Source organism: Enterococcus sp. DIV2385 (genome assembly GCF_051711925.1).
In the GTDB taxonomy this organism is placed as follows: Bacteria; Bacillota; Bacilli; order Lactobacillales; family Enterococcaceae; genus Enterococcus; species Enterococcus faecalis.
On record NZ_JBIONV010000001.1, the window covers coordinates 1,927,758 to 1,953,784 of the forward strand.

Consider the following 26,027-nt stretch of genomic DNA (forward strand, 5'->3'; position numbering starts at 1 on the left):
ATTTCTCCTCTTATTTCCACATTTGAATGATTTGTAAAATTTTTGGTACAAATAGAATTAGTCCTACTAGCACTGCGAAACCGGCTGTTAATAAAACAGCTCCTGCGGCCATGTCTTTAACCTTTTTTCCGATTGGATGAAAGTGAAAATCCGTAAACATATCTACGACATTTTCAAAAATTGTGTTGATAATTTCTGCCAACCAGACGAGAAAAACGGCCAATAACAACCACAGCCATTCAGCAAGTGTTAAGGAAAACAAGAAACCAAACACAATGGCGGTGACACCAAACGCCACATGTTTGCGCATATTACGTTCTTCTCGAAAAACTGTTTTGATTCCTTGCCAAGCAAATTCTAATGAATTAATAAAATGTTTATTTTTTCCTGTTTGCTCATCTTTTAAGGCCATACGCATCTAAAATCTCTTTCTGTAAACCAAACATTTCTTTTTCATCTTCAGGTTCCATATGATCGTACCCATTCAAATGTAAAAAGCCATGTACTGCCAAAAAGCCCATTTCTCGCTCCAATGTGTGCCCATATTCAACTGCTTGTTCTGCTGCTCGCTCTGTTGAAATAATTAAATCACCTAGATTCCGTGGTAGCTCTGCCAACTCTTCATCATCAAAAATAATTGGCAATTCGTCTTCCCCTTCATCCTCTAAAGCAAAACTGATGACATCTGTAGGCATATCTTTGCCCCGATAGTCACGATTAATCATTTGGATACCTGCGTTATCTGTAAAAGTCACCGACATCTCCGTATCTTCGGCAATTTCTAGAAAACCCGCTGCAAATTGCAGCAAGTTTTCGATTTCTTTGATTTCTTCTGTTGGTACTTTCTCGGTTTCATCAATGAAAGTAATATCCATTAGTCATCTCTCTTTTCTTGTTCATCTTTCATTTCTTCTGCTTCAGCTTTCATTTTTGGATACTTAATCCGTGAATGGAAGGTACTGCATAATCCATTAATTAATGATTTTTCAATGATGCGAATCTCTTTCATCGTTAACCCACATTCATCTAATTGGCCATCTGAAATTCTGTCTTGAATCACATTATGCACAAAGGCTTGAATTTTTTCGTTGGTGGGATGATCCATCGCCCGCACAGCAGCCTCACAAGTATCAGCAATACTCACAATCCCTGCTTCTCGTGTTTGTGGACGTGGTCCAGGATAACGGAAGTCGGATTCTTTAATTTCAGGATTGCGTTCTTTTGCTTTCACATAGAAAAATTTCATCAATGTTGTGCCATGATGTTGACGACAAATGTCAATCACCATTTGCGGCATATTGTACTCTTCTAAAATTTTGGCGCCATCAATTACGTGGCCAAAAATAATTTGTTTACTATCTTCTGGTAATAAAAAGTTATGTGGATTTTCTGCACCAGCAGGTAAGTTTTCCACAAAGAAATTGGCGTGTTTAATTTTGCCAATGTCATGGTAATAACAAGCAACTCGTGTTAATAGCGACCGCCCGCCAATCTCAGCAACAGCGTTAGCGCTCAAACTAGCCACCATCATGCTATGATGATAGGTACCTGGCGCTTCTTCTAACAGTTGTTTTAACAACGGATGGTTCGGATTACTTAATTCATTCAAGACAATCATACTATCATCGGTCACTAATAATTCGATATATGGATGCAAGCCCATTGTTGCTAAAAATGAAAGTACCGTTCCTGCACTTGCACAAATTAAAGCTGTCCACGTTTTACCATCTGTTAAACTCATCCCTTGATAAATCATTAAGACAACCGCCATGAAAACAGGAAAGACCACTACCCACATTAAAGCTGGGAAAACTTGCTCACTCATCCGTTTCCGTTTAACAACTGTTGCTAGAAATCCTGAGAATAAGTACATAATCAGAATAACCGTCAACGAGTTTGTGCCAATAGAATTATAAAAGATAAATAACGCAAAAACGACTTGGAAAATGGCAGCGATTATCCCTGAACGACGATTCACAAAATGATTTAGAATCAGCGGCGCAAAGGCTGCTGGATAGAACAAGGGAATATACATCAACTGCTCTGTTTGGAAAATCTGGAAGAATTTCATTAAAATAACACTGATTAGCATAGCACCCGTGTAAAAGATAATAAACGAGCGTTGTCGCGAAGGCTCAGTCACTTGTTTTGTAAAGAAAATCAACACTTCAACTTGAAGTAAAATAGCCAATGCTAATGCCACCATCGGAAAAATAGAGGTATTTTGACTAGTCATTCCTAGTAACTCAAGTTTTTCGACCGCTTTTGCATCAATTTGAGTACCTTCACGAACAATAATTTCGCCTTGATAAATCATTGCGGGTTGAACAGCATTCATCGCTTTTTGGCGTAGCTCTTCTGTTCGTTTTTCATTGGCAATATCGTTTACCACAATCCCTTGGTTAACAATGTAACGAATAACTTGTTGCATGGTACTCGTAATATCTAAGTATTGAATTTTACCGTTAGCTTCTTGGCGAATTTTATCTAAATCAGATTCTCGAACGTGATTTTGCATTGCGTCGTCCACCAACATCAAACTTTCTGAACGAACCTTATCCAATTGCTCAGAGGTTAATGTAAAGATTGTTTGATAAAAAACATTAGGAAAACTTTGATAAAACGTAACTTCATCTTGCGGTAAAGATTCAAACAATGATTTTAAGCTAGCTACTCGTTCTTCCACGGTCGGCGCAGGAATCGTTTCTTCCTTTTTGGCCTTCGCTTGCTTGTTGCTGTACTCTTTGTCTACTTTTTCATTCGCAGAATCAATCAATTTAAATAATTTATCAATACGATTATGTTGGACAGATGCCGTATCTTCTTGATAAATATATTCGGGTGTGACAGCTTCTGCTGCCAATTTTTTTCTTTGTTCTGTTTCGTAGGTATTCTCGATATTTTTATTTGCACGAATGGTTTTCTCGGCCAGTTGACCTTCTTTAATTTCTACTCTTTTCTGATGGACGCTGCCAAACATAATCATAAATAAAAGAAGAGAAAAAACGGCTAATAAAATAGGTAAATAGGCTTTACCTAAACGATCCCCTAACTTTGTAAGTACTTTTTTCAAAAGGTACTTTCACTCCTTCCCTAACTGCTTAGGAATGCTTTTGTTGTTCTTTTTCATAGGCTTGAATAATTTGTGCTACAACCGGATGACGCACAACGTCACTGGCTTCAAAATTTACAAAGGCAATTTTTTCAATGTCTTTTAACGTACGCTCGGCGTTAACTAAACCACTTGTTACACCACGTGGCAAGTCAATCTGACTAGTATCTCCATTAACAATCATTTTTGAACTAAACCCTAAACGAGTTAAAAACATTTTCATTTGGGCAACCGTGGTATTTTGTGCTTCATCTAGAATGACAAAAGCATCATCCAATGTACGACCACGCATATAAGCAAGCGGGGCAATTTCAATAACGCCGCGTTCCATTAAACGATTTGTATGATCCATACCAAAAATTTGATACAAGGCATCGTAAACTGGACGTAAATAAGGATCGACTTTTTCTTTTAAGTCACCTGGTAAAAAGCCCAAGCTTTCGCCAGCTTCCACCGCTGGACGAGTTAAAATAATTTTTTGTACTTCGCCTTTTTTTAAAGCTGCTACTGCCATCACCACGGCTAAAAAGGTTTTTCCTGTCCCCGCAGGTCCCACCCCGAAAATGACGTCATGAGTTTTAACTGCATCGATATATTTTTTTTGACCAACATTCTTAATTCGGATGGCCCGACCATGATGGTCCTTCATAATTTCTTCTTCATACATGGCAATAAACGCCTCTAAATTTCCAGCTTTGGCCATTTTTAAAGCAGAAACGACATCTGGCGTATGCACTTTGATGCCTCGTTGAATTAATGTTTGTAGCGCTCTTAACACGGAAGCGACTAACTCTACCTCTGATGATTCGCCAATTAACTGAATAACTTCGCCACGACTATTAATCGTTACGTGGGTATTCTCTTCTAAAAATTTGATATGTTTATCATGTGTTCCTAAAAGCATGTGTGCATCATCAGAATCAGTAAGTATTAATTCCAAAGATTTTGACTGATTATCTGTCAAAAAACGTCCATCTCCTTTATTATATAGTCCTTTACAATGATACCACATTCTTATCTGTTTAAAAAGAAGTCGTACCTGATTTGACTTTGAAAGTCAAAAAAGAGAAAACCGTAAAAAGCTACCGGTTTTCTCTTTGTATAAAAAAACTAGGACAGTATCCTGTCCTAGTTTCGATAACGCTCTTAGTTTTCTTGTAATAATTCTTTCACAATTGCGTTAACTTGGTTGCCATCGGCTTTGCCTTTGACTTTCGGCATCATAGCGCCCATCACTTTACCAAAATCTTTTGGTGAAGTGGCGCCAGTTTGCGTCATTACCTCTTGAACTAGTTGACGAATTTCTTCCTCCGTTAGTTGTTGAGGCATATATTTTTCAACAATTGCTATTTCAACTTTTACTTTTTCAACAAGATCGTCGCGTCCCGCCTTTTCAAACTCTGATAAAGAATCTTTTCTCTGTTTCATCTCACGAGACAATACAGTGAGTTCTTCTTCTCCGTTCAATTCACGGCCCGCTTTAATCTGATCATTTTGAATGGCAGTCTTTAACATACGAAGTACGGCTAAAGTTTCTTTGTCTTTAGCTTTCATCGCTGTTTTAATGTCGTCATTCAATGTGGTTAGCAATGACATACCACCAACTCCAATTCATTCAAAACTAGAATTTTTTACGTTTTCTAGCTGCTTCAGATTTTTTCTTACGCTTTACACTTGGTTTTTCGTAGAATTCACGTTTACGTGATTCTTGTAAAGTACCCGCTTTTGAAACGGAACGTTTGAAGCGACGAAGAGCATCATCAAGAGATTCGTTTTTACGAACGACTGTTTTTGACATGTTATTCCCTCCCTCCGAGCTTAAAAAGTAACCGTTTTTCTTATTTGTGGGAAAAACCCACAAATTAAAATACTGTCCTTGTTATATTATAGCTAAAGCATAAATAACCGTCAACCACTCTACTGATAAAATACGAAATTTTTGTTTGATTTTTCGTCTTATTCGCTATTTTTCGCAACAATCGGCACAACGACCAAGTATTTCAAAGCGATGTCCTTCAATTGAACAACCTTTTAACTGTTCTTCAAAAAAATTCATCGGACACATGTGAATTTCTTCCGTTTTGCCACAAACCGTACAAATAAAGTGATGATGATGTTCCACCTCTTGGCAACAACGGAAGCGAAACTTTTGCTCTCCATTTAATTCTGTTTTTTCTAGCAATTCTAAGCGCTCAAAGTCATGCAAGTTACGATAAACCGTATCATAACTGACTCCTTTAAAGGTTTCATTCATAAATTCATACACTTCACGTGCAGAAACATACCGATTTCGCTTAATCAAATAGCTCATCAGTAATTCTCGTTTTTTAGTATATTTTAATCCACTGGCTTTCATGGTTTCTAAGGCTTGTTCAATATTGGTTTTTACTGGTGCCATCGCCATTTCCTCCCTCACCAACCTAAATCAGAATCATTACGAAATAGATTCTGGACTTATGGTATAATAAAATTATTAAAAATGCAAGAAAGGACTTACCCTCTATGACTATTTCTGAAGAAAAAAAATGTGTGACGATTTTTGTCATCTCAGATTCTGCTGGCGAGACCGCTTCAAAATTGGCGGCTGCTTCAATGGCCCAGTACCCCACTGTTGATTTTACTTTGATTAGACGAACATTCGTTAAAGACGAAGATAAACTGGTGCAAGCGTTAGAAGATGCCAAAAAAGCAGAGGCCATGGTACTGCATACTATCATTAATGATCATCTCGTGGCGATTGCTAATCAATTTTTCAATGAGCATCAATTGTTCCATTTTGACATTTTGACACCACCAGTTGCGGAAATCGAACGATTAACAGGTGTCGCACCCATGCGGGAACCAGGTGCCTTACATCATCTGAATGAAAATTATTTTAAACGAATTGAAGCAATGGAATTTGCTGTCAAATATGACGATGGCAAGGACCCACGAGGCTTTTTAGAAGCGGATGTGTTACTTCTTGGCGTTTCCCGAACTTCTAAAACACCGCTAAGTCTCTTTTTAGCCAACAAGAACTTAAAAGTTGCTAATTTGCCACTAATTCCTGAAGCACATTTACCGAAACAATTATTCGAAATGGACCCTAAAAAAATTGTTGGCTTAACCAATGATCCCAATGTTTTAAACGGGATTCGTAAAGAACGAATGCGCGCATATGGATTACCTGAAAATACTTCTTATTCAGATATTGAAAAAATTCGGCGAGAACTGGCTTTTGCAAATGATCTTTATCAAAAATTAGGTTGTATCGTTATTGATGTCGCTTCTCTTTCAATTGAAGAAACTGCCTCAATGATTCTTAATGCTTTGAACTTAGAAGATCATAGCTATTATTCCACGGAAACAGCCGAGGATTAAAAAAAACGAGAAAAAATCACTAGTGATTTTTTCTCGTTTTTTTTTAAAAGACTTGAACGCCTTCTTGATCAATATTGAAAATTTGGATGCTCGCTTTGGTAGATAATTTCTCCAAACTTTGAACAATTTCGTTGGTTCGTTCTTCTGGCGACAAGATTAGCACAGTTGGACCAGCACCGCTTAAGAAAGAGCCATAAGCACCTCTTTGCTGAGTTAAACGACGAATTTCTTTTAAGTGAGGAACCAATGAACGACGATACGTTTCATGCCATTTATCTTGTTCCATCATTTTGCCTGCTAAAGGTAAATCCCCGTTTAAAATTGCGGCAATCATAACATTGGCAATTGAGCTGGCCACGACCGCTTCTTTATAAGTCAATTTTTCGGGCAAAACAGCGCGACTTTTTTCGGTAAATAACGGTTCCTCTGGAATAAATGCAATGACATCACACATTGGAAAATGATGTTTGACATGGTAGACTTGGTTTTCTACATGGCTAGCCACCACGAAATCTCCTAAAATAGCAGGGGCAACATTATCCGGATGTGCTTCCATCTCTGTGGCCAAACGAACTTTTTCTTTAGGGGACAAATTTAAATGTGCTAGTCGGTTAGCTAATTCAATGCCTGCTACAATCACACTTGAGCTACTGCCTAGTCCTCTTGCAAGGGGAATGTCAGAAACCATCCGAATAACTTTTGGTGTTAATTCTGGTGCAATTTTCAATGCCGTTTGAATTAATAAATTCTCTTCATTAGTAGGAATCTCTTCTCCCAAAGTATGTTGAATTTCCCAAAATTCACTTTCACCTAAAACGTTGATTGTTAAATAAGCGGATAATGCAATGCCACATGAATCAAAACCAGGTCCTAAGTTGGCACTAGTGGCAGGTACTCTTATTTTCATAGTGTTGCGACTCCTTTTCGTAAGTGCAGACGCATTTCTTCCACGTCACTCATTTTTGAAATAGCTACTTCTGTCTCCATTGCTGTATCAGGATCTTTCAGTCCGTTACCAGTAAAGACTGCCACGACGGTTTCACCTGCTTTGATTTTACCGCTTTTAACATGTTGAATAACTCCAGCTAATGAAGCAGCCGAACCAGGTTCAATGAAAACCCCATCTTGAGCAGCAATTTTTCGGTAAGCCGTTAAAATTTCTTGATCTGTCACGGCATCAATGAAACCACCGGATTCATCCCGTGCCTGTTCTGCTAGTTGCCAACTAGCAGGATTTCCAATCCGGATCGCTGTTGCCACGGTTTCAGGTTGCTCAATCACTTGTCCTTTCACGATCGCTGCGGCACCTTCTGCTTCAAAACCATGCATTCTTGGTAAAGTTGTTCCTTTTTTTTCATGCCATTCTTTAAAACCTTTCCAGTAAGCGGAAATATTGCCGGCATTTCCAACTGGAATCGCTAAGACATCGGGCGCTTGACCTAATTGTTCACAAACTTCAAAAGCTGCTGTCTTTTGCCCTTCTAAGCGATAAGGATTCACTGAATTAACTAGCGCAACTGCCTCAGTTTTCGCAATCTCTCGCACCGCTTTTAATGCTTCATCAAAGTTACCTGGAATCGAAATAATGTCCGCCCCATACATAATAGCTTGCGCCAATTTTCCCAGTGCGATTTTTCCTTCTGGAATCACTACATACGCTTTAATGCCTGCTCTTGTGGCATACGCAGCAGCGGCGGCACTAGTATTTCCTGTAGAAGCACAAACAATCGCTTTGGCACCTTCTTCTACCGCTTTTGCTACAGCCATCACCATCCCGCGATCTTTGAATGAGCCAGTGGGATTTAAGCCTTCGTATTTTCCATATAATTGAATACCTAATTCTTTGGATAAATTAGGTAAAGGAATCAGTGGCGTATTTCCTTCGGCTAAAGAAATCATTGGTGTTTTTTCTGTTACGGGCAAATACGCTTGATACTGTTTTAACAAACCTTCATACATGTTTACTCATCTCCTATAACCTTCATTACATTCAATAACTGAAAGGCTTCCGTATTTTGAATAGCTATCACAACTTGTTGCATTTGTGCTTTTGATATCTGGTGTGTAATGGCAACAATTCTTGCTCGCTGTCCATCTGATTTCTGTTGAACTAATTGATCAAAGCTGACTTCTGCTTTAGTCATTAATTGCGTCAACTGCAAAAATTGTCCTGGCGTATCTGGAACATCTAATGAAAAATAGTACTGCCCAAATACATTTTCGGAACTCGTCAATTGGGTTTTATGTTGATACGAATTGAACATATGGCCAGTCGTTGCCAAGCGAATGTTTTTAGCAATCGTAATTAAATCACTGACCACACTGGTTGCTGTCGGTTTAGCTCCAGCTCCTGGACCGTAATACATTGATTCGCCCACGCCTGCACTTTTAATAAATACTGCATTGTACTCATTCCGAACAGATGCAATAGGGTGCTTTTGATTGACTAGCATAGGCGCCACTTCCACCGAGATACTATTCTCATTTTGTTCAGCAGAGCCAATCAATTTGATTTCATACCCCAGTTGTTTAGCCATAGCGACATCATCTAAAGACAATCCGCGAATTCCACGAATATCAACTTGTGGTAATGAAACATTCATCCCAAAAGCAAATTGACTTAAAATAACCATTTTATAGGCTGCATCGATTCCATCGACATCATTTGTCGGATCCGCTTCAGCAAATCCCAACGCTTGCGCTTCTGCTAAAGCTTCTTCATAACTTTTATCAGCAGAAACCATTTGCGTAAGCATATAATTCGTCGTACCGTTCACAATTCCTAAAACTTTTTGAATATTGTCTGCCGCTAAGCTATTAGCAATTGTTCTTAAAATAGGAATCCCGCCAGCAACACTTGCTTCATAATATAAATCACAATGATGTTTTTGGGCTAACGCTACTAATTCACTCCCATGTTGCGCCAGTAAATCTTTATTAGCAGTCACAATATGTTTGCCCTTTTCTAAAGCTTTCATGATATACGTTTTGGCTGGTTCAATGGTTCCCATTAATTCCACAACGATTTGAATCTCTTTATCTTCTAAAATATCATCAATTGAAGTTGTTAAAGAAAGACCGTATTCTTCCGCTTGCGCTTGTTTCGTTTCAAGATTTCGGACAAATGCTTTTTCAATGACTACATTCATTCCTGTCACTTGTGAAATTTTCTCTTGATGTTCTTTCAAGAGAGTTAAAACGCCAGTGCCTACAGTCCCTAATCCTAGTAACCCGATCTTTAAGGTATCCTTCATTTTTACCTCCATCAACAGCGCTATTCTAGTTACGCTATTTTTTCCTACTTTTTATCGATGTTCAATATGCTCAAAGGTCTGATTTAAAATATCTATTACATGATGATCATCCAATGTATAAAAAATCGTTTTTCCTTCGCGACGTGCCTTGACAACCCGGCTATCTCTTAATAATTTTAGTTGATGAGAAACGGCGGACTGTTCCATTCCCAATTGTTCACTAATCGCCGTTACGTTATGCTCGCCTTCTTTTAAAAGTAGCAAAATTCTTAAACGTGTTGGATCACTTAATACTTTATATAATTGACTTACTTGTTTGATTTCTTCCATTTGTTTCATTATAGTCGCCTCACTTTGCACTCATTATAACACAGAGTTTTTTAAAATAAGAACTGCGATTGTTCTTTCCTACGAAAAATATGGCACAAAGAAAGTTGGAAAAATGACAAACTTGTCGATTTTCCAACTTTCTTCATCTATTCGTGGTTGGCTTGCTGAACTGCATCCATCACGGCATAACGGAAGCCATTTTTTTCTAGAGCTACGACACCGCGAATCGTACTTCCTCCTGGAGAAGTCACTTCATCTTTCAATGCTCCTGGGTGTTTTTTCGTGTCTAAGGCTAAGGTCGCCGTTCCTTTTATCATTTGAGCGACAATTTCATAAGATAAGTCTCTTGGTAACCCTTCTAAGACTGCTGCATCTCCCAATGCTTCCATAAAGATATCAACAAAAGCTGGACTGCAACCAGCCACAGTACCAAAAGTTTCCAGTTGCGCTTCACGAATTTCTTTGACTAACCCTAAAGTAGCAAGAAGTTCCATTACCAGTTCCTTCGTTTGGCCTTCAATTGTTGGTGCCAAGGCTACGCCAATCACGCCTTGATTCACGCTAACTGGTGTATTAGGAATGGCATGAACAACTTTGGCTTCTTTATTACCAAGGGCCATTTGTGCTTCTTCTATGGTATGACCTGTTGCAACAGAAATCAATAGACTTTCGTTGGAAAAATGAGGGGCTAATTCCTGAAGGACAGGTAACACAACCTTTGCTCCTGTCGCAATAAAAATAACCTTACATTCTTGGAAAAGTGCATAATCTGTGACAAGTTGAAAGCCCCACTCTTTTTGAAGTGCTTCTGCGGTTCCACTTGAGCCGCCTTTCACATATAAATGTTCCTTCTTGACTGCCTCAGCTTTCAGTAACCCTTTAATCATGGCACCGCCCATACTGCCAGCACCGATAAAGCCAATTTCCATAGCATTCCCTCCTTAGTTAAATAAAGTGTTTGTGTCAAAAGTCAATTAGCTTTTGACACAAACACTAACATTCGTACTTTTTTCCGTACAGCCTGTTTCGTTTATTTTATTTTGTTAATTCATTAACGACTGCTTCAAACGCAGCAATTTTTTCAGAAGCTTCTGAACTACTTGTTGCTTTTGTCGCTAGATAGAATTTAATTTTTGGTTCTGTTCCTGATGGTCGGATAGCAATCCAACTGCCATCTTCTAAATGATATTTCAACACATCAGAAGGAGGCGTTTGTAATTGTTCTGTTTGACCATCTGCAAAAGTGCGTGTTAATTCTTTAAAATCTTCCGTTTGAGCAACTTGAATCCCGGCAAACTCAGTTGGCGCTTGTTCACGACATTTTGCCATTAAAGCTTTGATTTTACCGCTTCCTTCAATTCCGCTCATTGTTACGGAAATAGTTTTTTCTTCAAAGTAACCAAATTCTTCAAAGATATCTTGTAAGCCATCGTATAATGTTTTTCCTTGTTTTTTATAGAAAGCCGCTACTTCTGCTAATAGAACTAACGCTTGAATTGCATCTTTATCACGAACAAAAGGTTTCACTAAGTAACCATAACTTTCTTCAAAACCAAACATAAACGTTTGACTGTGGTCTTCTTCGTATTGTTGAATTTTTTCAGCAATAAATTTGAAACCTGTTAAAACATTAAACATCTTCGTATTATATTTCTCAGCAATCGCTGTAGCAAGTTCACTAGAAACGATTGATTTTAGAACCGCAGCATTTTGAGGCAACGTGCCTGCTTGTTGATGGGCTTCTAAAATATAATGAATCATAATTGAACCTAATTGATTTCCTGTTAATACTTGGTAGTCTCCGTTTGGCATCCGCACAGCAGCACCTAAACGATCAGCATCTGGATCTGTTGCAATCAATAAATCAGCGCCTTCTTTTTCCCCTAAACGAATCGCGTATTCAAAAGCTGAATGTTCTTCAGGGTTTGGTGACTTAACTGTAGTAAAGTCAGGATCAGCAACGGCTTGCTCAGGTACTAAAACAAATTTTTCAAAACCGGCTTGTTTTAATGCCTTTTCTCCTAACATTTTCCCAGTTCCATGTAAGGGAGTGTAAACTAATTTTAATTCTTTACCCATTTCGTTAATTAATTCTTGATTAATCGTAACTGTTTTAATTTCTTTCAAATACGCGTTATCGACTTCTTCACCAACAATGTTAATTAAACCGCTGTGGGCAACTTCTTCATCTGATAAGACATCAATTTTCAAAGGATTTTCGATACTACGAACATATTTAGTTAATGCATCTGCATCAGCTGGCGGCATTTGACCACCGTCTTCACCATAGACTTTGTAGCCATTATAGGCAGCTGGATTGTGAGAAGCCGTAATCATGATTCCCGCAAAAGCTTTAAAGTAACGGACCGCAAAAGATAATTCTGGTGTTGGTCGTAAGCTTTCAAACACAAAAGAAGGAATATCATGTTTAGCTAATGTTTTAGCTGCTTCCATTGCAAATTCTGGAGACATATGACGTGAATCATAGGCAATAGCTACACCGCGACGTTTCGTTTCAGGATCTTGCGTATCCATAAAACGTGCAAGTCCTTCTGTTGCTTGACGAACTGTAAAGATATTCATCCGATTAATACCGGCGCCTAAAATCCCGCGCATCCCAGCAGTCCCAAATTCTAATGGTGCGTAAAATGCATCTTCACATTTTTCAGGGTCTGTATTTAAGTCCTTTAATTCATTTTTTAAATTTTCTGGAATATTTTCTTCATTTAACCATTGTTGGTAAACTTGTTCCCAAGACATGGAAAACACCTCATTTGTTTTTTTGTTTTTACTTTTTAAGTATAGCATTGGATATTCGTTTAGAAAAGGGAAGTTGTAGCGTTTTCTCTCAGCAAATGATTTTTATAAGAAAAATCTTACTTACTGTTCTATTTTTGTTTGTCTATTTTCAGAAAGTTGTCGTGTAATCCGTACCATTCGCTCACAAAAAAGAGGCATTTCTTCTGTTGAAATTCGGGAACAGTTCAAACGAATACTTCCACGTTTTTCACTAAAAGCTACACTTGGTGCTACCAAAACACCTTCTCGTAAAAACACCTGCCACTCTTCTGGCTTAAGTGCCCCTTGACGCCAATGTGCCCATAAATAAAAGCCGCCTTTTACTGGCGAAACTTCCCATTCTGGCAACGATTTAAATACTTGATATACAGCTGTTGCTCGTTGTTCCACTTGTTTATTTAATAACGTAATTTTTTCAGAAAAAGAAGGATCTTCAATCGCCATTTTAGCGAGCATCTGCGGAAAAATACTCAACGAAACATCCATCATTTTTCTGGCTTCTGCAATTTGTTTCGTCACGGAGGCAGGCGCACTTAACCAACCAATTTTCGTGGTCGAACCTAAAATTTTTGACAACGAACCGATATACAAGACATTATCTGGATCTAATTTTTTTAAAGGAGGAATTTCTGTTTTCGGGATAAAACTTAGCTGCCCAAAAACATCATCTTCTAAAATAGGAACTTGATACGTTTGACAAACTTTCACGAGCTGTTCTCTTTTTCTTAAAGGCATCACTGTCCCAGTCGGATTTTGAAAGGAAGGATTAACCATAACCATTTTGATGCGATGTTGTCGGATTGTTTGTTCTAGCGCTTCAAGATCAATCCCTTCCTCTGTCATGGGCACACCAAATAAGCGCACACCAGCAGCTTGGAAAATTGGTAAGGCATAGAAGAAAGATGGATCTTCTACGGCAACACTATCTCCTTGTCTCAATAAAACTTGCAAAACTAAAAAAAGTGCTTGTTGCGCACCTGAAGTAAGCAATAAACTTTCACTTGGTAAATGAAGCTGATATTCCGTTGCTGTAATGGCTTGGATTTCTTTTCTTAACGGCAAATAACCTAATTCATCTTGTGCTTCCTCTTTTAAAAATTGTTTCCAATTTAATGCTGGAAAATCGAAACTGGGAATTAAGTCTAACGGCAACTCGCCTGTATACATATCTAAGTCAGTCGGCAAATTTTGTTTAGCTCGTAACTCAATCTCTGCCACCAAGGGATGAACTTGTTTGAACACATTTTGTTCTAAATAACGATGCCAATCCGTTCGTGGCGTCATCATTACCCCCCATTTTCCTTCGTTGACAATCGTTCCACTCCCTCTTTTTCGCACAATCCAGCCTAAGTCCACCAGTTCGTCTAATGCATGAACAACGGTTGAACGATTGACAGACAAGTACTCTGCCAGTTTACGTTCCGAAGGGATTTTTTCGCCTGGTAATAATTCGCCTGTTTGAATCTTTTGAACAATCATTTCCATAATACTGCGATAAATGGGAACATTTTGTTCTTTTTTAAGTTGCCACATAGCAATCACCTCAACAATTGGATGAGTTAAAAGTAATCCAGTTTAATGCTTTTGTCAATCGAAAATACAAGAAAAGTGAGACAGCCGTTTTGACGAATGTCCCACTTTTCTGTTTTACTATTAACAGGTTTGTCTCAATGTTTGTGTAAAAATGCTTGGATGGTGTTATAAAAGATTCCTGCGAACATAAAGATTAACCAACTAAACCGCCAATCCCCTAAAACAAAACTAATAAATAGATAGAGTGCCACAACTAAGGGCCAATAAACGGATGCAATAATTGCACCGACAGGATTTCCCACAGGTCCTTCCTCTGTTTTTGTTTGTTGAGGGGCAAAATCAGGATGACCAACATGTTCTGAATAAAAATAAGTTTCATTTAACAATTTATTAAAACTTCCTTTAATTACTCCACCAAATATAAACAAGAAGACGCCAACCGATACTAAAAAGAAGAGCCAACTAATCCCCATTGTTCCATTATAATATTGTCCGCCCATCATTTGATGCATGGAACGGCGCATCATCAGATGAAGGCCACTACTAAAGACAACAACTGGGATTAAACCCAAAATACAAAAAACTACGCCCGCTGCCATACAAAAAATAAATGATCGTTGAAAACTTTGTTCTCTTTGTGCAACTTCTTTTTTTAACTTAATCGGAATCAATCGTTGCCCCAGCTGTTTGTCCATTGCAACAAACCGATTACCAGCAACAATAAATAATGGAACGCCGATTGCCACACCTATGAAAAGACAAACTAAACCAAGACCGTTAGAAAGAACACCACGCATACCAACCAGCAAGCCAACACCCACCATGATTGCAACAACACCAAGACCAATTTGAATAGCACCTTTACGTTGGACAGCTAAATAGTCAAGTCCTTCCTCCACTGAAATTTCTGGCAAACCGTTCATTGAATCGTTTGTTTCATCCACTTGTTTATTTTCTAAATTCAATTCTTCCATTAATTCATCAATAGTACCAAATTCAGAAATAATTGTACCAATTGCTTCATTTTCCGATTTTCCTTGGCTGAGCAAGTCTTCATAACGATCCTCAGCATTTGCTAATAAGTCCGCCTTTAATTGTTTTGTTTCAGATGTTTCAACAACGCCTGAAAATAAGCTATCAATAAATTCTTCTATAATTTTCATTTTCCCATCTCCTTTACAAATGCTTCGACGACGTCTTTTGTTACTTCCCATTCTAGTAACTTTTCCTCTAAATAACGCTCTCCTGCATGGGTTATTTGATAATAGGTCCGCTTTTTGCCATGCGTTACTTCTCCTGGAAATGATTCAATGTAGCCATTTTTCTCTAAACGTGTAAAAGCAGAATAAAGTGTCGTTTCTTTAATCGAATATTGTTCTTTAGAAATTTCACGAATGCGTTTAGAAATCGCATAACCATATGAAGCGCCGGATTGTAAGATTGAGAGAATAAAGGTATCGTTGTATCCTCGAATTGCATCACTACCAATCACATAAATTCCTCCCTCAAGTACTTCAACTATCGTACTACGTCTGTCGTTGTAATTATCTTAACACGATTACTACGATAGGTAAAGTAAAAAAAGCACGTAATGCAGAAATCATTTTAATTTCTGCACTACGTGCTGTCTTCTTTTCAGTCTATAGTTGAATGTTAAATGGTATCACCATTAAAAATAGAATTTTTTACAATCACATAATCAACTTTACGAATCGCTTCTAAATCACGACCTCCCGCGTATGAAATGGAAGATTGTAAATCTTGTTGCATTTCGACTAAAGTATCTGCCAACTTCCCTTTATGGCGTAACCAGATTTTTTTGCCTTCAACGTTTTTCTTTTCGCCTTTTTGGAATTCAGAGGCGCTACCAAAGTATTCTTTGTAAACAACGCCATCTTCTACTTTTGTTTCACCTGGTGATTCTTCATGTCCAGCAAATAATGAACCAATCATGACCATAGTTGCCCCAAAACGCACAGATTTTGCAATGTCTCCATGGGTCCGAATTCCACCATCTGCAATAATTGGTTTCCGAGCAGCTTTGGCACACCAACGTAAAGCCGCTAACTGCCAGCCACCTGTCCCAAAGCCAGTCTTAATTTTAGTAATACATACTTTTCCTGGTCCAATCCCCACTTTGGTGGCATCAGCTCCAGCGTTTTCTAATTCGCGAACGGCTTCTGGCGTTCCAACATTGCCCGCAATAACGAACGTTTCTGGTAAAAATTTTTTCAAGTGTTGAATCATATTAATCACCGCATTTGAATGACCATGGGCGATATCAATTGTCACGTAGTCAGGAACTAAACCTTCTCGGGCTAACGTTTCAACAAAAGCGTATTCCCCTTCTTTCACACCCACACTAATTGACGTGATTAAGCCCTTTTGTTGCATTTTTTTAATAAATGGCACTCGCGCCTCTTCATCAAACCGATGCATGATATAAAAATAACCATTTTCAGCAAGGGTTTCCGCAATCTTTTCATCAATAATTGTTTGCATGTTCGCTGGAACGACAGGCATTTTAAACGAATGTTTTCCTAAAGTTACTGTAGTATCACATTCAGAACGACTATTCACGATACATTTATTGGGAATTAATTGGACATCTTCATAATCAAAAACTTTCATACTTACTGCCTCCTAGTTATTTACAAAAATAACGTAAAAACCGAACATTCGGTCATTTAACGTTCGTGTTTACAAACACCATTGTTAATTTACACTATTTACCGCCACTTGTCAAAGGCGTTTTAACGAAAATTAATCTTTTTACCCTTCTTGAACGTTTGGTAAAATGGCCTGCAATAAAATAGCAACAATCGAGGCAGTTGCCACGGGTGAACTAAATAAATATTGTAAAAATTGTGGTAGAGTTTCCAAAAACTCTTTTGGTAACAATGTCAACGCTAATGTCATAATAATCGGAACGGCAATTACATACATCTCTTTTTCATGAATTGTTACATCACTCATGACTTTCATTCCACTTACAGAAATGATGCCACAAACAACCACAAAAACACCGCCGATAACTGGTGCCGGAATGGCCGAAATCAAGGTGGAAAGTTTTCCAGATAAGCCAAATAAGACAAACCACGCACCTGCAGCCACAAAAACCTTGCGACTAGCAACTCCAGTGATTGAAATAATCCCAGCATTTGTAGAGTAACTAGTTACTGGCGTGCCGCCAATGAATGAAGAAACTAAGCAACCTAAGCCTTCACCAATTACGCCGCGATTAATTTTTTCTTCGGTCAAAGGTTCAGCGACAACATGACTCACAGCAAACCAAGTGCCTGTTGTTTCCGCCATTAAAACCAGATAAATAACTAACATCGTGGCAATAGCTGACCAATCAAATTGGAAAGAAAAGTTAACTAATGGTAACTGAGGCAAACTAAACCAAGCCGCTTTACTAACGGCTGATAAATCAAGTACCCCTAATAATTGTGCCGCGATGCTCCCAAATAATAATGCCAAAATGACAGAAGAAACGCGGAAAATCCGCCCTTTTTTCAAAGCAGAACCTAAGAGCGCAAAGAAGATCAACGTACCCGCTGCTATAAATGCTAATAAAATATTTTGTCCTAATTCCCCTTTTGCGTGGTAAATATTATCCGATAAAGCGACTGGCATTAACGAAAGACCCACCACAAAAATAATTGTTCCTCCCACAATTGGTGGAACAAATTTAGTGATTAAACGATTAAAGATACCAGTAAATCCTAATATAATAACAACAATTGCCCCCACTAAACTAGCACCTAAAACTGCGCCCCAGCCATTTCCTTGTTGGTTATTGGCAAAATAAATTCCCGCAATTGCCCCGATTGGAATAAATGAAGGGCCTTGCGCAACTGGTAATCTCATACAAAAATGAGATTGAATAATCGTGGCAAGTCCTGCTGCTATGAATGTTGCTTGAATTAAAGAAGACGTTTGTGCTGTGCTAATACCAATAATCGAAGCAATGATTACAGGTACGACGTACACGTCCATTGCTAAGACATGCTGAATCCCTAACATAGTGGCCTGCCCAAAAGATACTGAATCTTCTGGCCCCACTGTTAAATGAAGATTATTTTGTTTCTTTTCACTCATTTTTTATACTCCTTTAGTTGCTGACATTAAATTTTTATCATGTACTTTTTCACCTTGTACCCAGACTTCTCGAATATTTTCTGGTCGTGCTAAATATAAGATTTTTTGGAAAATATCAAGCAATGATTCCCCTGGATTTTTAGGAATTCGTGCTTGTGACAAGCTTGTATTAATAATTTGAACATCCCAAGCATACCCTTTTTCTAATTTCCCAATTGGCAAACTTAGCGCTTGACCACCACCAGCAGTAGCTAAATAAAACGCTTCATTTACTGTAATCCGTGCTGTTTTAACACCTCGTACTTCTGGTTTTTTTGTAGCATCGACACCATCTTCTAACATTCTAGAAGAAATAACTGCTTGCTTTAAATTATCAAAAAGACTTGGTGAAAAACCACCTGAAAGATCACTACCTAAACCAACTTCTACTTGATGTTGATGTACTAATTTTGCAATCGGTGTTACTGCATTGCCAAAATAAGCATTAGAGATTGGGCAGTGTGCCACAGCCGTCCCTGTTTCATGGAATAAATTCATATCTGCTTCTTCTAAAAAGCCTGCATGTGCCATCACTGCTTTTTCTGTTAATAAACCAAAATCATTCAATGCTTGGGCATCATTTTTTCCAAAACGTTCTTGAACAAATTGATGTTCCCAATCACTCTCACTACAATGACTTTGAACATGGACTTGATATTTCGCTGCTAATTCTCCTAATCCTTTAAGTGCTTCCTCTGTACAACTAGGAATGAAACGCGGAGTTACAACGGGATATACGCCTTGTTTTGTTTGCTGCGCTAATGTTTGAATTTCTTGAATAAACCGTTCCGTTTCTTCTAATGCTTGTTGCGTTGTTTGATCACGATAGTACTCAGGATTCTCATTAAGATCATCCATTACAACTTTACCAATTAAGCCACGCTGCCCTTTTTCCGCACAAATCTCTGCCAAACGACGGCTAGCTTCATAATGAATGGTTGCAAAATAAAGGGCTGTTGTTGTCCCATTAGCTAACAATTGGGTTACCAATTCATCATAGACTTGTTGGGCAAATGCTAAATCTGCAAACTTGGACTCCAAAGGAAACGTGTACGTATTCAGCCATTCATACAATGGAATATCCAAGGCGGTCCCAGATTGTGCCCACTGAGGTGCATGGACATGTAAATCAACAAAGCCAGGTAAAAGATAAGAATCTTGGGGCAATTCTTGAAAACGTTGTGCCTCTTTTTGTTCTGCTAGCACAGTTTCATACGCTTCAGCATCTGGTTCAATTATTTCCTGAATTACTCCGGCCTCATCTATACAAAAAAGTGTCTCTTCATAAACTTTAATCTCTTGCAAATTTTTACTAGAAAAACCTGTTCCTTTTATTACAAAATGAAACATTTAATACTCCTCCTTACTATCACATGAAGATTATACATAAACTTTCGCTTAATAACTATAAAAATGTGATTTTTTTTAAAAAAATACGTGTTCAAACAAGCAAAAACCGAACATTCTAAGAATGATTTATTTTTTCTTTGGATAAACAAGAAAACTTTCTATTCTTAAGATTCTTCGGTATACTTGAAGAGAATCGTTAGAACTTTAGGAGGTCCTGAGATGATACAGATCGAACAAATTAGAACAGGTGTTATTCAAGAAAACTGTTATCTTGTTTATAATGAAGAAGCATTATTAATTATTGATCCAGGTGCAGAAGGAGCAAAACTAATTCAAGAAATTACCCGTTTAGGGAAGAAACCAGCCGCTATTTTATTAACACATACTCACTATGATCATATTGGTGCGGTAGAAGAATTGCGCCATCATTATCAAATCCCTGTTTATGTTAGTCCATTAGAACAAGCGTGGCTTTCCAATCCTATTTTGAATCTTTCAGGATTAGGCAGACATGATGATATAGCAAATATTATTGTTCAACCCGCCGAACATGAATTTAAACTAACCGATTATGAAATTGGCGGCATGAAATTTTCCGTAGTCCCAACACCTGGTCATTCAATTGGTAGCGTCAGCTTTGTCTTTGATGATTTTGTCGTTGTTGGGGATGCATTGTTTAAAGGTAGTATTGGTCGTACCGATTTACACACTGGTGATATGCAACAATTATTACACAGCATTACGACCTATCTATTCACTTTACCAGAAGAATTTCCTGTTTATCCAGGCCATGGTGATGCCACAACCATTCAACATGAAAAAGCCACAAACCCATTTTTTAATTAGAGATTTATTCACTATTTAAAGAAACTTAGGAGGAGTAGCAATGACTGAAGCAACGACACTTTATATTATTCGTCACGGAAAAACGATGTTTAATACGATTGGCCGAACCCAAGGCTGGTCAGATACCCCCTTAACCAAACAAGGAGAAGAAGGCATTTATCATTTAGGCTTAGGCCTTAGAGACATAGACTTTAAGGAAGCTTATAGTAGTGATAGTGGTCGTGCCATGCAAACCGCTCAGATTATTTTACAAGAACATCAAAACCACCAAAAGATTCCTTACCTAACCGATAAACGGATTCGTGAGTGGTGTTTTGGTTCTTTAGATGGTGGCTATGATGGTGAACTTTGGGGTGTGGTGCCACGCATTTTAGCTTTTAAAAGTTATGAGGACATGATGACCACGAAAATTACCTATCGTGAGCTAGCAAATGCTATTATTGAAGCCGATACGGCTGACTGGGCGGAGCCTTATGAAGTTATTCGTGATCGTGTTTGGTCTGGTTTCGAAGATATCGCTCATCATCGAGAAAAAAATGGTGGCGGCAAAGTCATGGTGGTTTCCCATGGACTAACAATTTCCTTTTTACTTTCCTTAATTGATGCAAGTTTGCCTATGCAGATGGCGCTGGAGAATGGTAGCGTGACGACCTTAACTTACGAAAAAGGAACATTTACCATTCAAGGAATTAATGATATTTCTTATATTGAAAAGGGAAAAAAGATCGCTGAAAAGCGCCGTTTGTTGTAAAAAAAGAGAAGGTTATCTGTCAAAATGACAGATAACCTTCTCTTTTTATTTATTCTTTTAAACGTTCTACATTTTTTCTTGAGATTTGAATTTTTTCTAAGGTTTCCTTATAGTTTTTTGCTGCATAAGCAAAAAATAAAACATCGACTACATACAATTGTGCCACCAAGGAAACAGTAGCCGCACTTCTCAATGGCACGTCTTCCCCACTAGAGGTTTGAAGGACGATATCACTTTTTTCACCAATCACTGATTTTTCATCTTGTGTGATACTAATAATAGGAATCCCTTGCTGCTTCGCTAAATCAGCTAAAGTACTTGCTTCTTTATTCGTTCCAGAATTAGAAATAACAATAAAAACACTAGGCTTTTCTGTAGAGCCTAACATAGAAGCAAATAAATGATGATCCAATGTTGTAAATACCGTTCGGCCTAGTCGCGTAAATTTTTGATAAATATCTTGAGCAACCAACGAAGAGGCACCCAACCCATAGACAAAAATTACTTCTGTTTTTTCCAACAAATCAACGGCTTCATTCACTGCGACATCCTCTAATGTCTGACCGCTTCGCTCAACCACATGAACAAAGCGTGCCTGTAACTTTTGTTTAATATCAGCTGTTGATTCCCCTTTAGTAACTTCAGTGTACATTTGCTGCTTCATTTGACCAAGATTTGCAGATAATAAAAGTTTCAACTCTGTAAAGCCATTCACATCCATAGAATGACAAAAGCGAATAATTGCCGCTGGACTTGATCCTGCTTGTTTCGCTAGCTCTTGCGCATTCATTGAAATAACTGTTTCTGTATTTTTTAAAATATATTCTGCGATTTTTCGTTCTGATTTTGGTAATTGTTGTAGACGATCTTGGATAGATAAGACAATATTTTGTTGCATAAACACCCCTCCTGATACACCATTTCCTACGCAATTAAATTTTAACAAAGAAAAAGGGAGAAGCCAAGTTCTCCTTTTTTCTATTTATTATTTACTTGTTTGCATATCTTTAGGAATCCCAAAGAATAGCGTTGCTACAAAACCACCTGCGTAAGCAGCCAATAAACCTAATACATATGCAAGCCATTGGTTGTTGGCAATTAATGGAATTAAAGCCACCCCACTTGGTCCAATAGCAATCGCACCAACATTACCGAAGGCCCCAATCACCGCACCACCAATACCACCGCCGATACAAGCAGTAATGAATGGACGTCCTAATGGTAAAGTAACTCCGTAGATTAATGGTTCACCAATACCTAAAATCCCAACTGGCAAGGCACCTTTAATCATTTCAACTAATTTTTTATCTGATTTACAACGAATCCATAATGCTAAAGCTGCACCGACTTGTCCCGCACCAGCCATGGCCAAGATTGGTAATAACAAAGTCATCCCTGTTTGATTAATCATTTCAATGTGGATTGGCGTCAAAATTTGATGTAAACCAAACATTACCATTGGCAAGAAGGTTAAACCAAGAGTAAAGCCAGCAACCATGCCACCTTTTTCTAAGACAACATTGATAATACCAACTAAGCCATTAGAAATAGCTCCGGCTACAGGCATGATTAAGAAAATAGTTGCTAAGCCAATCACTAAAAGTGAAATGGTTGGCGTTACGATAATATCAATTGATTCTGGGACAATTTTATGCAATTGTTTTTCTAACAATGATAATAACCATACGGCAAAAATAACACCGATAATTCCGCCTTGTCCTGCAGATAATGTTCCCCCAGTGAAAATATTACTGATTGGAGCATCTGGATTCATTCCTGTCAACATTGTGACTGCCCCAATAACACCACCCAACGCTGGCGTTGCACCAAAAACGCTGGCACTGTTAATCCCAGTGTAAAGAGCTAAATAAGCAAAAATCCCATTTTTAATGATATTTAAGACATCAATATATTGTTGCCATGAAGCTGAAATATCACCAGCAACAACTAAGTTAGACATAACAGCTGCAATCCCGCCAATAATACCAGCCCCAACAAAGGCAGGAATCATCGGAACAAAGATACTAGAAATGGCTTTTAACACTTTTTTAAATGGTGAAGTGTTATTTTGCTTCGCTTTTTGTTGTGCTTTCATTTGAGCGGCTTTTTCTTCTACTAAATCTTTTCCAGATTTTCCTGCTGAAGCATCAGTTGCGGTGTCATGATTAAATGGTTCTCCCAATTTGACACCTGCTTGATCTACCATTTCTTGTGCAACCTTGTTAACAGTCCCTGGACCAACAACTACTTGCAACGTATCATCTTCTACGACGCCCATAACGCCATCAATTTTTTTCAATCCTTCAATATCCACTTTGTCATAATCGCGGATATCCATACGAACACGAGTCATACAATGAATGACTTTGTCCACGTTTTCTTGACCACCAACTTCTTTATAAATCCCATCAGCAATGCGTTTAATTCTTTCTTCTGCCATGTTAAAACACCCTCCTAATTCCTTAATTTAATGTATTCTTGATAAATTGATTCCCGTCAATTAATTTTTGTGTTGCTTCTTCTTTAGTACTATCAGTTAAAATCATTACAATTGCTAACTTCACATTTTCTTCTGCTTCTACAAATTTTAGTTCGGCAACTTCATAACTACAACCCGTTGCTTCCATAATAATCCGTTTGGAACGCTCCACTAATTTTTCATTGGTTGGTTTTACATCAACCATTAAGTTATTGTAGACTTTCCCAATACCAATCATGGAAATAGTTGATAACATATTTAAAATTAATTTTTGAGCTGTCCCAGATTTCAAGCGAGTCGAACCTGTTAAAAATTCAGGTCCTGCATCTACTTCAATCGGCATTTGTGCATACTTACTAATTTCGGCATCTTTATTACATGCCACAGTTGCGGTAGCTGCTCCCACCGTTGTAGCATATTCTAAACCGCCAATTACATAAGGCGTCCGACCACTGGCTGCAATCCCAACAACAATGTCATTTGCTGATAATTTTAGATCAACTAAATCTTGACGACCTAGTTCTTTTGAATCTTCAGCACCTTCTACTGCGACAGTCATTGCTTTTTGACCACCAGCGATGAGGCCTTGAACCATCTCTGGCTCGACGCCAAAAGTTGGTACGCATTCGGCTGCATCTAAGACACCTAACCGACCACTCGTACCAGCGCCCATGTAGATCAAGCGGCCGCCTTGATTGAAGCTTTTGATGATGGCTTCTACCACTGGTTCAATGGCTGCTAATTCTTGACCCACTGCAATTGCAACTTTTTGGTCTTCTTGATTCATTTTTTGTAAAGCTTCTTTGACACTCATCTCATCTAAGCCCATTGTATTTTCATTTCTACGTTCAGTTGTTAAGTTTTCTAAATTCATTCTCTATCGTTCCTTCCGTGACTAGCGTAAATTGATTGCCTGCCTTGATTAACGGCAATATCGTTTGATCTTTTTCAATAATTCGTGTAATCGTATTGACTTTTTCATCTTTCGGCAAGTCCACAAGTGTGACTTGAATTTCTCCCATATAGCGACCATATTTTTCATTATCAATCGTTACGGTTCCCACTGGACGTGCTTCAGTCTGCTCTGACTCAATCGTTGCAATTTCATCTTTTCTGAACATTTCACTCGTTCTTGATAATTCACTTCGCAAAACATCTCTTGCAGCATCTAAACGATTGGTATGAGTCCCAAGTATTCGCTTCAAATAGCGGCTCTCGCTAGGTGCTACTTCTAACAGAAATTGATTGATTTGGTGATAATAACCAAATTGAGCCATGGTTCGCTCACTAATTGTAGGATCACCAATATAAACAGCATCGACATAAGGATCAGCCATCAAACCAACGGCAGCGGCGAAAGGATTTTGCCCACGATGTTTTTCTAATGTTGGTAAACCAGCAAAAATTGGGCCTCTTGTTTGCCCATCTCCTGACACAAAAGTAAAAACTTGTAAGCCTAATTCTTTAAGCCAGCGGTTCTTTTCATTAAAAAATGTTGTTCCAATGCCTGTTTCAGGTCTTGGATAATAATTATGCCAAGCTTCTAAGCGAGAAAAGTCCGCTTGGTGAGCCTTTAACTCAGCCACTTCTTCCAGTGTAATGGTACTAGCATTCAATCCTATATCAATCTTATGTGAAGCATGAGCCATTTGTTCTATCGTAATGCCGTAGTCCATCCGAAGGCCAGTTACGCCCAACTCGATTAAAGGCTCTAATTCATCGAAAGAAAAACCCGCTCTTTTTAACGCTTCACCTGAAATATCTACCATAATTTTCATTTTTTCTGCCTTAGCAATTGCCCCTAAATCAGTCAAGCGTTGGCGATAAAGAGAAGTATCATCTTCTGGAATGTGTAAAGAAGTGAAAATACCATCAAATCCAAGCGCTTTCATCTTTTTGATATAAATAATTGTATCGTTTGTAATCTCTTCACCAAGAAAAACTGAAATACCATACATCTTTTTAGCTCCTCTCTAATACGCTTTCATTATAACTTGTTTGAAATAAAATTTCAACTATTTTTCTAAATATTTTTTAATCCCAAAATAAAATTTTATTTCTGTTCAAAAA

Annotated in this window: 26 protein-coding genes; 3 read left to right on the forward strand and 23 right to left on the reverse strand. The window is 38.1% G+C overall.

Translation table 11 applies throughout. The annotated features are described in order from the left end of the window. Positions 1–10: 10 nt before the first annotated feature. From IGM04_RS09285 to IGM04_RS09315, 7 genes are all read right to left on the reverse strand, one after another. Positions 11–412 carry a diacylglycerol kinase family protein gene (locus IGM04_RS09285; RefSeq protein WP_002382764.1) on the reverse strand — a complete coding sequence of 134 codons (402 nt, stop codon included), beginning with the start codon at positions 410–412 and terminating at the stop codon, positions 11–13. Next, on the reverse strand, positions 396–875 hold the full coding sequence (gene ybeY / locus IGM04_RS09290; protein ID WP_002387079.1) for an rRNA maturation RNase YbeY: 480 nt from the start codon (positions 873–875) through the stop codon (positions 396–398). Before ybeY ends, IGM04_RS09285 begins: the two co-directional genes overlap by 17 nt. Beyond that, positions 875–3,073, reverse strand: coding sequence for an HD family phosphohydrolase (locus IGM04_RS09295; protein WP_002356744.1), 2,199 nt, complete (start codon positions 3,071–3,073; stop codon positions 875–877). Before IGM04_RS09295 ends, ybeY begins: the two co-directional genes overlap by 1 nt. Positions 3,074–3,101: 28 nt before the next feature. Further along, positions 3,102–4,016, reverse strand: coding sequence for a PhoH family protein (locus tag IGM04_RS09300; protein ID WP_369810298.1), 915 nt, complete (start codon positions 4,014–4,016; stop codon positions 3,102–3,104). Between the two features lie 242 nt (positions 4,017–4,258). Then, on the reverse strand, positions 4,259–4,708 hold the full coding sequence (locus IGM04_RS09305; RefSeq protein WP_002356741.1) for a GatB/YqeY domain-containing protein: 450 nt from the start codon (positions 4,706–4,708) through the stop codon (positions 4,259–4,261). Positions 4,709–4,733: 25 nt separating this feature from the next. Next, complete coding sequence (rpsU, locus tag IGM04_RS09310) at positions 4,734–4,910, reverse strand: 30S ribosomal protein S21 (protein ID WP_002356740.1); 177 nt, start codon at positions 4,908–4,910, stop codon at positions 4,734–4,736. Between the two features lie 165 nt (positions 4,911–5,075). Beyond that, positions 5,076–5,516 carry a Fur family transcriptional regulator gene (locus IGM04_RS09315; protein ID WP_002387080.1) on the reverse strand — a complete coding sequence of 147 codons (441 nt, stop codon included), beginning with the start codon at positions 5,514–5,516 and terminating at the stop codon, positions 5,076–5,078. A gap of 98 nt (positions 5,517–5,614) precedes the next feature. Between IGM04_RS09315 and IGM04_RS09320 the strand changes: the two genes are divergently transcribed. Further along, a complete protein-coding gene (locus tag IGM04_RS09320; protein ID WP_002389973.1) occupies positions 5,615–6,472 on the forward strand; it encodes a pyruvate, water dikinase regulatory protein in 858 nt (285 codons plus the stop codon). 43 nt (positions 6,473–6,515) lie between these two features. Here the strand turns inward: IGM04_RS09320 and thrB are convergent, their stop codons facing one another. From thrB to guaD, 12 genes are all read right to left on the reverse strand, one after another. Beyond that, positions 6,516–7,379 carry a homoserine kinase gene (gene thrB, locus IGM04_RS09325; RefSeq protein ID WP_086318059.1) on the reverse strand — a complete coding sequence of 288 codons (864 nt, stop codon included), beginning with the start codon at positions 7,377–7,379 and terminating at the stop codon, positions 6,516–6,518. After that, positions 7,376–8,431, reverse strand: a complete 1,056-nt coding sequence (gene thrC, locus IGM04_RS09330; RefSeq protein ID WP_033626427.1) for a threonine synthase — start codon at positions 8,429–8,431, stop codon at positions 7,376–7,378. Before thrC ends, thrB begins: the two co-directional genes overlap by 4 nt. A 2-nt stretch (positions 8,432–8,433) precedes the next feature. After that, a complete protein-coding gene (locus IGM04_RS09335; protein WP_033597851.1) occupies positions 8,434–9,726 on the reverse strand; it encodes a homoserine dehydrogenase in 1,293 nt (430 codons plus the stop codon). 51 nt (positions 9,727–9,777) lie between these two features. Further along, complete coding sequence (locus IGM04_RS09340) at positions 9,778–10,086, reverse strand: ArsR/SmtB family transcription factor (RefSeq protein ID WP_002356730.1); 309 nt, start codon at positions 10,084–10,086, stop codon at positions 9,778–9,780. A gap of 116 nt (positions 10,087–10,202) precedes the next feature. Further along, the gene (proC, locus tag IGM04_RS09345) at positions 10,203–10,985 is read right to left on the reverse strand and encodes a pyrroline-5-carboxylate reductase (protein WP_086318058.1); all 783 of its coding nucleotides are present in this window, start codon (positions 10,983–10,985) and stop codon (positions 10,203–10,205) included. Between the two features lie 106 nt (positions 10,986–11,091). After that, a complete protein-coding gene (locus IGM04_RS09350; RefSeq protein WP_002356727.1) occupies positions 11,092–12,816 on the reverse strand; it encodes a phospho-sugar mutase in 1,725 nt (574 codons plus the stop codon). Between the two features lie 120 nt (positions 12,817–12,936). Then, positions 12,937–14,388: a PLP-dependent aminotransferase family protein gene (locus tag IGM04_RS09355; RefSeq protein WP_086318057.1), complete on the reverse strand. Its 1,452-nt coding sequence runs from the start codon at positions 14,386–14,388 to the stop codon at positions 12,937–12,939. Between the two features lie 134 nt (positions 14,389–14,522). After that, positions 14,523–15,551 carry a permease prefix domain 1-containing protein gene (locus IGM04_RS09360; protein ID WP_002356724.1) on the reverse strand — a complete coding sequence of 343 codons (1,029 nt, stop codon included), beginning with the start codon at positions 15,549–15,551 and terminating at the stop codon, positions 14,523–14,525. Then, the gene (locus IGM04_RS09365) at positions 15,548–15,880 is read right to left on the reverse strand and encodes a PadR family transcriptional regulator (protein WP_002356722.1); all 333 of its coding nucleotides are present in this window, start codon (positions 15,878–15,880) and stop codon (positions 15,548–15,550) included. The genes IGM04_RS09360 and IGM04_RS09365 overlap by 4 nt, the downstream gene beginning before the upstream one ends. A 161-nt stretch (positions 15,881–16,041) precedes the next feature. Continuing rightward, positions 16,042–17,019, reverse strand: a complete 978-nt coding sequence (gene guaC / locus IGM04_RS09370; RefSeq protein ID WP_010730035.1) for a GMP reductase — start codon at positions 17,017–17,019, stop codon at positions 16,042–16,044. 141 nt (positions 17,020–17,160) lie between these two features. Continuing rightward, positions 17,161–18,492, reverse strand: a complete 1,332-nt coding sequence (locus IGM04_RS09375) for a nucleobase:cation symporter-2 family protein (RefSeq protein WP_002356719.1) — start codon at positions 18,490–18,492, stop codon at positions 17,161–17,163. Between the two features lie 3 nt (positions 18,493–18,495). Beyond that, a complete protein-coding gene (gene guaD, locus IGM04_RS09380; protein ID WP_002388316.1) occupies positions 18,496–19,881 on the reverse strand; it encodes a guanine deaminase in 1,386 nt (461 codons plus the stop codon). 219 nt (positions 19,882–20,100) lie between these two features. Between guaD and IGM04_RS09385 the strand changes: the two genes are divergently transcribed. Then, positions 20,101–20,727, forward strand: coding sequence for an MBL fold metallo-hydrolase (locus tag IGM04_RS09385; protein ID WP_002356716.1), 627 nt, complete (start codon positions 20,101–20,103; stop codon positions 20,725–20,727). Positions 20,728–20,767: 40 nt separating this feature from the next. Further along, positions 20,768–21,478 (forward strand): histidine phosphatase family protein, encoded by a 711-nt coding sequence (locus tag IGM04_RS09390; protein ID WP_002359733.1) that lies wholly within the window; start codon positions 20,768–20,770, stop codon positions 21,476–21,478. A gap of 49 nt (positions 21,479–21,527) precedes the next feature. Here IGM04_RS09390 and IGM04_RS09395 read toward each other — a convergent pair whose 3' ends face one another. The 4 genes from IGM04_RS09395 to IGM04_RS09410 form a co-directional block, all read right to left on the reverse strand. After that, positions 21,528–22,376: a MurR/RpiR family transcriptional regulator gene (locus tag IGM04_RS09395; protein WP_002382748.1), complete on the reverse strand. Its 849-nt coding sequence runs from the start codon at positions 22,374–22,376 to the stop codon at positions 21,528–21,530. Positions 22,377–22,463: 87 nt separating this feature from the next. Next, a complete protein-coding gene (locus IGM04_RS09400) occupies positions 22,464–23,918 on the reverse strand; it encodes a PTS transporter subunit EIIC (protein WP_086318056.1) in 1,455 nt (484 codons plus the stop codon). Positions 23,919–23,940: 22 nt separating this feature from the next. Further along, positions 23,941–24,831: an N-acetylmuramic acid 6-phosphate etherase gene (gene murQ / locus IGM04_RS09405; RefSeq protein ID WP_002367065.1), complete on the reverse strand. Its 891-nt coding sequence runs from the start codon at positions 24,829–24,831 to the stop codon at positions 23,941–23,943. Further along, entirely contained in the window at positions 24,806–25,915 is a 1,110-nt protein-coding gene (locus IGM04_RS09410; RefSeq protein WP_086318055.1) for a DUF871 domain-containing protein, read from the reverse strand. The genes murQ and IGM04_RS09410 overlap by 26 nt, the downstream gene beginning before the upstream one ends. Positions 25,916–26,027: the final 112 nt, after the last annotated feature.